This is a genomic window from Streptomyces sp. CC208A (assembly GCF_030010625.1).
Lineage (GTDB): Bacteria > Actinomycetota > Actinomycetes > Streptomycetales > Streptomycetaceae > Streptomyces.
The window spans coordinates 1-7,574 of the sequence record NZ_JASCXN010000072.1 but is presented as its reverse complement, the minus strand read 5'-3'; the positions used below and the strand labels follow the sequence as shown (position 1 = coordinate 7,574).

The following is a 7,574-nucleotide window of genomic DNA, read 5'->3' as shown; positions in this document are numbered from 1 at the left end:
TCGGCTTACTCGCATCGCCGCCGGACCGATCGAGCGGGAACGGACAACGGCCGCGGAACCGCAGCCCTCCATCGACGGGTGAGAGGGCCGCGCGGGCCTGCCCTGCTCGACGTTTGCACCACAGGAACCCGCGCGGCCGATGCCGTGCCGGCGCGGTGGAAACGTCAGACACGTTCCAGCGGCCAGTGCGGCCCGCTGGGAAGCCTTGCTTCGATCGTGTCGCCCGGGCGCACCGTGCCGCCCTCCTTCACGATGCTCATGATCCCTGCCTTGCGTACGATGTTGCCGGCTTCGTCGCGGCCGACGACCTGCTTGAGCAGCCCGTCCTGGAAGTTGTCGATCTGCAGGCAGGGATTGCGCAGGCCGGTCACCTCCAGCACTGCATGGTCTCCGACACACAACAGTGTGCCTGCCGGCAGGGCGAGTAGATCGATGCCGCTGGTGGTGATGTTCTCGCCTAGGTCGCCAGGTGCCACCCTGAATCCTGCCGCGCCGAGTTCCGCGAAGAGCTCTTGATGCATGAGGTGGACCTGGCGCAGGTTCGGCTGGGTGGGGTCCTGTGCAACTCGGGAGCGGTGTTTGACCGTGGCGCCGGCATGCACGTCGCCCTCCACGCCGAGCTCGGCGAGCAGCATGATGCTGTCCCGGTTCGGCTTGGTGAATGTGTACTCGCCGTTGCTGCTGACAGCCGTGACTATCCCGTTCATCCTCGGGCCTCCTTCTCCATGTGCGTGGTCGGCAACACCCCTGGCCTCGGTCCTGAAGGCGCAGCAGCCACGGTCAATCGCGGGTGAGGCTGTGACGTCAGTGCCCATTGGCCTGGCCGCCGACGCCAGGGCCGTGGTGGGCGATGTTGCCGACTCCATCACCAGTACTCTACCTTTGGCATAGGACAATGTTTGGCATAGGACGTATTCTCGATCTTGGCGGGGGCGATCACGTGGGTATCAAGGGCGCCACCGCGGCTGAGATCGCGGGGAGCGTGCGGGACCTGGTCGCTTCGGGTGTTCTGGCGCCGCGGACGGGTCTGCCCCCGGTGCGCTTGCTCGCGGCTGAGCTGGGGGTCAACCGGAACACGGTCGCCCTCGCGTACCGGCGGCTCGTCGAGGCGGGGGTGGCCGAGACGCGGGGCCGCGGCGGCACGGTGGTCGCGGCGGTACCGCAGCTCGCGCGCGAAGGCGTCAGCACCTGTGACGACTGCGTCGACCTGGCCAGCGGCAACCCCGACCCGAGCCTGTTGCCCGACATCCTGGCCGCCGCCCGGCGCGGAGGGTACAGCCAGCCTCTGTACGGCGCGCCGGCCGTCGACGCCGGGCTGGACGCCTGGGCCCGTGCCGACTTCGCCGAGGACATCGATCATCCGTTCCGCACGCTGGTGACCTCCGGAGCCGTGGACGCCACCGAGCGGCTGTTGAACGCTCACCTCACCCGTGGGGATCTGGTGGCGGTCGAGGATCCCTGCTTCCTGGCGAGCATCGGCACCCTGCGACTGAACGGCTACCGCTCGGCACCCGTAGGGGTCGACGGCGCCGGCATGCACCCCGACGCTCTGCGGGCCGCCCTGAAGGCCGGCGCCCGCGCGGTCGTCTGCACGCCCCGGGCCCACAATCCGACCGGCGCGAGCCTCACCGAGGAACGGGCAGCCGACCTGCGGGCGATCCTGGCGGAGCATCCCCAGGTCCTCGTGATCGAGGACGACCACTTCTCAGCGGTCTCCGCCCGGCCGTACCACCGGATCACACCACCGGGAAGCACGCGCTGGGCGCTGGTGCGGTCCGTGTCCAAGTTCCTCGGACCGGATCTGCGTCTCGCGCTCGTCGCCGCCGACGCCGAGAGCACCGCGCACCTGGAGGCGCGGTTGAGTCCCGGCACCACCTGGGTCAGCCGCCTCCTGCAACACGCCGCCCGCCAATTGCTGCTCGATCCGAGCGTCCACGAACTCCATGAACGGGCCCGTGAGGTCTACGCCCGGCGCAGCGGCCTGCTCGTCGAGCGGCTGCACGCCCACGGCATCGAGGTCCCGCACCGCCCGGACGGGCTGAACGTCTGGGTCGAACTCGACGTCGACGGGAGGGCCGCGGTCGAGGCCCTGGCCCGGCGGGGTTGGGCGGTGCGCCCGGGCCACCTCTTCGCACCGGACCCGGCCGCCCACCACGGCGCTATCCGGGTCACCACCGCCACCATCACCGAGTCGCAGGCCGGGGAGTTCGCCGCCGAACTCGCCGCTGTCATCGCGGAACTGCGCGCGACGACCCACTGACCAACACCCTTCCCACCCACCACGAGGAGTCATCATGTTCCACGGCCTGAGCGCCTTCCCCCTCACCCCCACCAGCGAACAGCGCATCGACACCGCGGCGTACAGCGCGCTCGTCACCCGCCTCGCCGCCGCGGGTGTGGACTCCATCGGCGCGCTCGGCTCCACCGGCAGCTACGCCTACCTCACCCGAGAACAGCGCGCTCACGCAGCGCGGATCGCGGTCGAGGCCGCCGACGGGGTCCCCGTCATCGTCGGCATCGGCGCGCTGCGCACCTCGCACGTGCTTCAGCTGGCCGAGGACGCGCAGAAGGCCGGCGCCTCCGCGGTGCTGCTCGCCCCGATGACGTATCAGCCGCTCACCGAGGACGAGGTGTTCGGGTTGTACGAGGACGTCACGCGCGAACTTTCCGTGCCGCTGTGCGTGTACGACAACCCCGCCACCACGCACGTCCACTTCACTGACGAACTGCACGGCCGCATCGCGCAGCTGCCGAACGTCGCCTCGATCAAGATCCCCGGCGTGCCCGACGACCCGCACGCGGCCGAGCGCCGCGTCGACGCGCTGCGCGCGCTGATACCCGACACCGTGACCATCGGGATAAGCGGCGACTGGATGGCCGCCCGCGGCCTGACCGCCGGGTGCGACGTCTGGTACTCGGTCATCGGCGGCACCTTCCCGCGGACAGCCCTCGCCCTCACCCGCGCCGCACGGGCCGGCCACGCCCGCACGGCCGCGGAACTCTCCGAAGGCCTCGAACCGCTGTGGGGCCTGTTCCGGCAGCACGGCAGCCTGCGCGTCATGTCCGCCGCCGCCGCCCACCTCGGCCTGACGGAGGCGCCGAACCTGCCGCGTCCCCTGCGGCCACTGGAGGAGACCGCGCGCCGCGAGGTCGCCGCCGCTCTGGACGCCCTCCAGCTCACCTCCTGAACACGAACACCATGAGCCGACAGCACACAGCGAGCACGCCGAGGAACGCGAAAGCTCCGCCCCCGCCCGGAAAGGCCAGGGGTGGCCTGGCACGCTACGTCGTCGCCGCGGCCCTCGCCCGTACCGCCGACGGCGGCGCCGTGGTCGCCGTCGTTCTGCTCGCCACCTCATCCGGTGCCTCCGGGACGCTCGCTGGGGTACTCGGTGCGTGCGTCACCGCCCCGCACCTGCTGGGTCCCTTCGTCGCCCGGTCGCTGGACGTCGCCCTGGACGGCCGGAAGGTCATCGCGGCGGCCTGCCTGCTGTATGCCACCGCGCTGACCGCAGGTGTACTGACCTACGGTCACGTCCCCGCCACGCTGACCGGGCTCCTGCTCGCCACAGCGGGCACGTGCGGGCCGTTGCTGACCGGCGGCATCAGCAGCGGACTGCCCGCCATCGTCGGACCTCGACTGCGCACGCAGCGGCGGGCCCAGGGCTGGGACGTGGCCACCTACGGCATCGGCGGCACCGTCGGCCCCTCCCTGGTGGCCGCCCTGTCCGGGTGGGCCTCACCCGCCACGGCGGCTCTCGCGCTCGCGGCGGTGGCGGCCACGGCGGCAGGCGGCGTCCTGCTTCTGCCGTTCACCGCGCCGTCCCACGACGGCGACAGGACAGCGATCCTCAAGCCGGGAGCGACTCTCGCGCTGATAGCACGCACCGGCCACCTCCGACGCACCATGTACCTGACGATGATCGTCGCCCTGAGTGTCGCCGCACTGCCCGTCACCGCAGTGCACATGACGAACATCCTCGGCGTCGAGCCGGCCACCGCGGCCGCACTGACCGCGGCCTACGGCCTCGGCAATCTCACCGGGTCGATAGCCGTCATGCTCTTCCCCCTCACCGGTAGTCCGGACCGGCTGATGCGCCACCTCGCCCTGGGCGTCGTCGCCGGCCTCCTCACCGTCGCCGCGAGCCCCACCTTCACGATCACCATCGCGGCCTACGCGCTCACCGGAATCCTCAACTCCTGCTTCTTCGCCTCCACCCTCGCCGCCCGCACCGAGTACGCACCGCCCAGCGCGCGCAGCCAGGTCTTCATCTGGGTCGCGGCACTGAAGATCACATCCGGATCCGCCGGAACGGCGTTGGCCGGCTCCCTGACAGGTGCGAACGTCAGACTGCCGCTCCTCGTCGGCCTCCTGGCCGTCTCTGCCGCAGTCGCCGTCGCGACCGTTGAGGCACGCTTCACCAGAGCCGACGGGAAACGCCCGTGCTCGTGACAAGCGCACCGTCCCGGCATGGGCCGATCGTGGCACCCCGGATCCGCTCCCACAGCTCCGGGTGAGGCCCTTGGCCCTTGAGTATCCCTTCACTCTCACCGCATGACACCTCAAGCACCCGCACATGGACGGACGAGCTGCTGGACTGTCCCCATGACAGCGGTCCGAGATGTCGCGTCCGGAAGCGGCCGCGGGCTGACATCCGCCGACGGGTGCCAGCGGTCCGCCGACGCCCCGGACCAGGGGCCGGGCCCCGGACGGCGGATCGCCGTGCGGCTAACGGGCCTTGGCCGGAGAGATCTCTAGGCCCCCGTCATGGACCCGGCGCCGAGGCGGCGGCACCCCGCCCGGGTCCGACGGACCGTGTGACGCCGACGAGGCCACAGCCGGGCGGAAGAAGCGACAGCGCGGTTCGCTCGGCAGATCCAGTGTGAGCCTGTGGAGCTGGTGTCGAGCTGCGGTCAACTGCCGCTGATCGTCAACTCCGAGACCCCGTACGTTGATGTGATGCCTTCAGCTGTCGCACACGCGCCCAGGTCCAGGGCCACGCTCGTGATGGTCTCCACCGCGGTGGCTCCCTGGAACCAGCCACTGGTGATCTCGCCGGTCAGCGTCACCACCGTCTGGCCCTGAACGATGGACACCGTCCGGTTGTAGGAGAAGGTGCTGGTGGCTCCTGTCGACCACGAGATCAGGTCGACTCCGGTGTTGGCCTCCGTCAGGCTGAGGCAGGACAGCGTGGTGGTGGAGGTGAACCCCGTCGAGCCCGTGAAGGTGAAAGGGCTCACCGTCGCAAGGCAGGGTGCGTGGATGTTCTGTCCCGACCGTGTGAGCGTCTGGGGTGTGTTGGTGAGCCCGGGGTCGTACGTCGTGGTCTGGCTGCCTCCGCACACCACCTGGTAGGGGCTCACTTGCTCGGCCGCGCCGGCCGACTGCACGGGGAGCAGAACCGCTGCGGCGGTCAGCGCGCCAGCGCCGAGAAGGGCACGAATACGTCTACTAACGGACATGGCTTTCCCTCGGTCGTTTCCAGGGACTCTCCCCAAGCATCGCCGGACACAGGAGCGCCGCCGAAACGACGCCTGACGGGGGAGCTAGTACCTGTGCAGCGTGACAGCGAGACACTCGTCACGCACAGCCCTATTTCAGGACAAGAGTGCTGAGTCGGGGCGCTATTCCAGGGGTTCCTGGGGCTGGCTTCGCATGGTTCGACCCCGCTGGTTTCAGACCGCGGGCTTGCCCCGAGTCCGTCCGGAGGAATCAGGGCGTACCGGCCGTGCGAGGCGGGCTTGCCGCCCGGCCCGTGCGTGCGCAGCATCTCCTCCAGGCGCTCGCGATGCTGCTCCACGAACGCCTCCAGGCGCTCGATGTACCCCGCGCGTTCCTCGGGGCGCACCGCGCTCAGCGCGACGTCCAGGAAGTTCGACCCGTCCGGCCAGTGCCGCTCGCCGGGTGCGGCCACGGCCCACGGGAAGCGTTCCGCGGCAGCCAGGACGTCCTTCGCGTCCAGCGCCGGGGTTGTCGGGCCCGGCTCTGGCTCGGGAGCGTCCTGCGGGGCGGGGGAGTGCGGCTGCTGGAGGTGGGCGAGGAGCATGGCGCTGGAGGCGGCGCGGCCGCGCCCCGCGTGGGCGGTGGTGTCGGCGATGCGCAGCAGGTAGCTGGCGACGTCGCGGACACCGGCGAACCAGCCGTCCTCGAACCGCTGCTCGGACCCGTGCGGGGGGCTGCTCTCGGAGATCCAGGTGTGGGCGCCGGCCACCGCCCCGGCCTCCAGCTTCGCCACGATGTCGTCGGCCTGCTCGTGCCCGATGCCGACGGCGGCCAGGGCCTGGAAGACCGTGAACCGCGCGTCGGTGGCCTCGTGCTGGTGGTGGCTGATGCGGGCCAGCTCCTGGCCGTACGCGTCGGCGTCGTGCTGCTCGGTGCTCACGTGGTGCCTCCCCGGTCGGTGCGGGTGCGGTTGGCGACCCAGTCCGGATCGCGTACGGGCGTCGGCGTTCGGGTCTCGGTGGCGGGGGTGCGCATGATGCGCCAGCTGGTGCGCGGCGCGGTGACGGCGTGGGCCAGGACGACGACGGCCTGGCGGGCGGCACCGCCCCGGACCCACGTGCCGGTGAAGCGGACCTGATCGGCCGCCCAGTCGCCCAGCCGCTGCCAGGGGTGCAGTCGCCCGAGCAGGTAGCCGGCCGTAAGCGGGGCGGCCGCGGTGACGACGAGGCTCACCATCAGGACCACCGCATCCCGATCGCGGACAGCAGCTCCATCCGCTCCGGCGTCAGCGTCGCCGCCCGGGAGCGCTGGTTCCCGATCCAGGAGCCCAGCTTGTGCTCCCGCTCCTCCTGGTCCTCGCCGCCGACGATCCGCTCGACGTGCTTCCTGGGGACCTGGAGGTGCCCCTCGCGCTCGTAGAACTGGCGGGCGGCCTCGTAGTTCATCGCCCACTTGTCGGCCTGCGTACGGCGCTTGGGCTTCTCGTCCTCGGCTGCGGGCTCGATCCCGAGGACCTGCTCGCACATCCACTGCTGCACGGCCGTGAGCTCGTCCCAGCCGAGCCGCACCGACTGCACCCACCGCCCCAGATCCTCGCCCTGGCGCACGACGTCGCCCGCCTCGGTGGGCAGTGCCTCACCGGCGTCCAGGTGCATCCTCACCAGGTGGAAGCATCGCTGCCAGGTCACCGGCCAGCTCGGGCACCAGGAGGCGTCGATCTCCTCCAGCTGCTCGCGCCGCTCGTCCGACAGCGCCCCGGCCGACGACTCCACCGGCAGCCCCTCGGCACGTCGCTGCTCGTTCTCCTGCGCCTTGCGGGCGGCGGCCCGCGCCTTCTTCAGGAAGATGCCCACCTTCGCGCCCTGGAAGGTGGCGTCCAGCGGGGCCAAGAGGTGCCCGTGTTCGGCGGCCCACCCGCGCGCGGCAGACAGGCCATCCTCCCACGCGACGTCGAAGTGGCTCCAGATCATGCCGAGCTTCTCCAGCTGCGCGACGCGGTCCTCGTCCATGTCACCGCAGGCGTAGAACCGGCGGGCGTCGGCGGTCCACTGCCCGAGCGGGAACCCGGCGAGCGAGGCTGGCCACACCACGCCTTCCTCCCCCTGCTCCTGGTCGTCGACGGCGGGCACCC

8 protein-coding genes are annotated in these 7,574 nt (G+C 71.1%); 3 read left to right on the top strand and 5 right to left on the bottom strand.

What is annotated here, in order from left to right; all coding sequences use genetic code 11:
• Window positions 1-164: 164 nt before the first annotated feature.
• Window positions 165-707, bottom strand: coding sequence for an MOSC domain-containing protein (locus QK442_RS35770; protein ID WP_282698315.1), 543 nt, complete (start codon window positions 705-707; stop codon window positions 165-167).
• Between the two features lie 233 nt (window positions 708-940).
• Between QK442_RS35770 and QK442_RS35765 the strand changes: the two genes are divergently transcribed.
• From QK442_RS35765 to QK442_RS35755, 3 genes are read left to right on the top strand one after another with little or no spacing between them, the layout of a single operon-like run.
• Complete coding sequence (locus tag QK442_RS35765; RefSeq protein WP_282698314.1) at window positions 941-2,260, top strand: aminotransferase class I/II-fold pyridoxal phosphate-dependent enzyme; 1,320 nt, start codon at window positions 941-943, stop codon at window positions 2,258-2,260.
• Between the two features lie 34 nt (window positions 2,261-2,294).
• Window positions 2,295-3,188, top strand: coding sequence for a dihydrodipicolinate synthase family protein (locus tag QK442_RS35760; protein ID WP_282698313.1), 894 nt, complete (start codon window positions 2,295-2,297; stop codon window positions 3,186-3,188).
• Between the two features lie 11 nt (window positions 3,189-3,199).
• Window positions 3,200-4,453 (top strand): MFS transporter, encoded by a 1,254-nt coding sequence (locus tag QK442_RS35755; RefSeq protein ID WP_282698312.1) that lies wholly within the window; start codon window positions 3,200-3,202, stop codon window positions 4,451-4,453.
• Between the two features lie 461 nt (window positions 4,454-4,914).
• Here the strand turns inward: QK442_RS35755 and QK442_RS35750 are convergent, their stop codons facing one another.
• The 4 genes from QK442_RS35750 to QK442_RS35735 form a co-directional block, all read right to left on the bottom strand.
• Window positions 4,915-5,391 carry a hypothetical protein gene (locus tag QK442_RS35750; protein WP_282698311.1) on the bottom strand — a complete coding sequence of 159 codons (477 nt, stop codon included), beginning with the start codon at window positions 5,389-5,391 and terminating at the stop codon, window positions 4,915-4,917.
• Window positions 5,392-5,414: 23 nt separating this feature from the next.
• Entirely contained in the window at window positions 5,415-6,383 is a 969-nt protein-coding gene (locus QK442_RS35745) for a hypothetical protein (RefSeq protein ID WP_282698310.1), read from the bottom strand.
• On the bottom strand, window positions 6,380-6,679 hold the full coding sequence (locus tag QK442_RS35740) for a hypothetical protein (RefSeq protein WP_282698309.1): 300 nt from the start codon (window positions 6,677-6,679) through the stop codon (window positions 6,380-6,382). The genes QK442_RS35745 and QK442_RS35740 overlap by 4 nt, the downstream gene beginning before the upstream one ends.
• Window positions 6,679-7,574 (bottom strand): helicase associated domain-containing protein (locus tag QK442_RS35735; RefSeq protein ID WP_282698308.1); only part of this gene is annotated, 896 nt, incomplete at its 5' end. The genes QK442_RS35740 and QK442_RS35735, both read right to left, overlap by 1 nt.

What these genes read in the sequence shown, in the direction of transcription:
- QK442_RS35760 (WP_282698313.1), top strand. Translation starts at nt 2,295, where the DNA reads ATGTTCCACGGCCTGAGCGCCTTCCCCCTCACCCCCACCAGCGAACAG.
- QK442_RS35740 (WP_282698309.1), bottom strand. Translation starts at nt 6,679, where the DNA reads ATGGTGAGCCTCGTCGTCACCGCGGCCGCCCCGCTTACGGCCGGCTAC.
- QK442_RS35755 (WP_282698312.1), top strand. Translation starts at nt 3,200, where the DNA reads ATGAGCCGACAGCACACAGCGAGCACGCCGAGGAACGCGAAAGCTCCG.
- QK442_RS35770 (WP_282698315.1), bottom strand. Translation starts at nt 707, where the DNA reads ATGAACGGGATAGTCACGGCTGTCAGCAGCAACGGCGAGTACACATTC.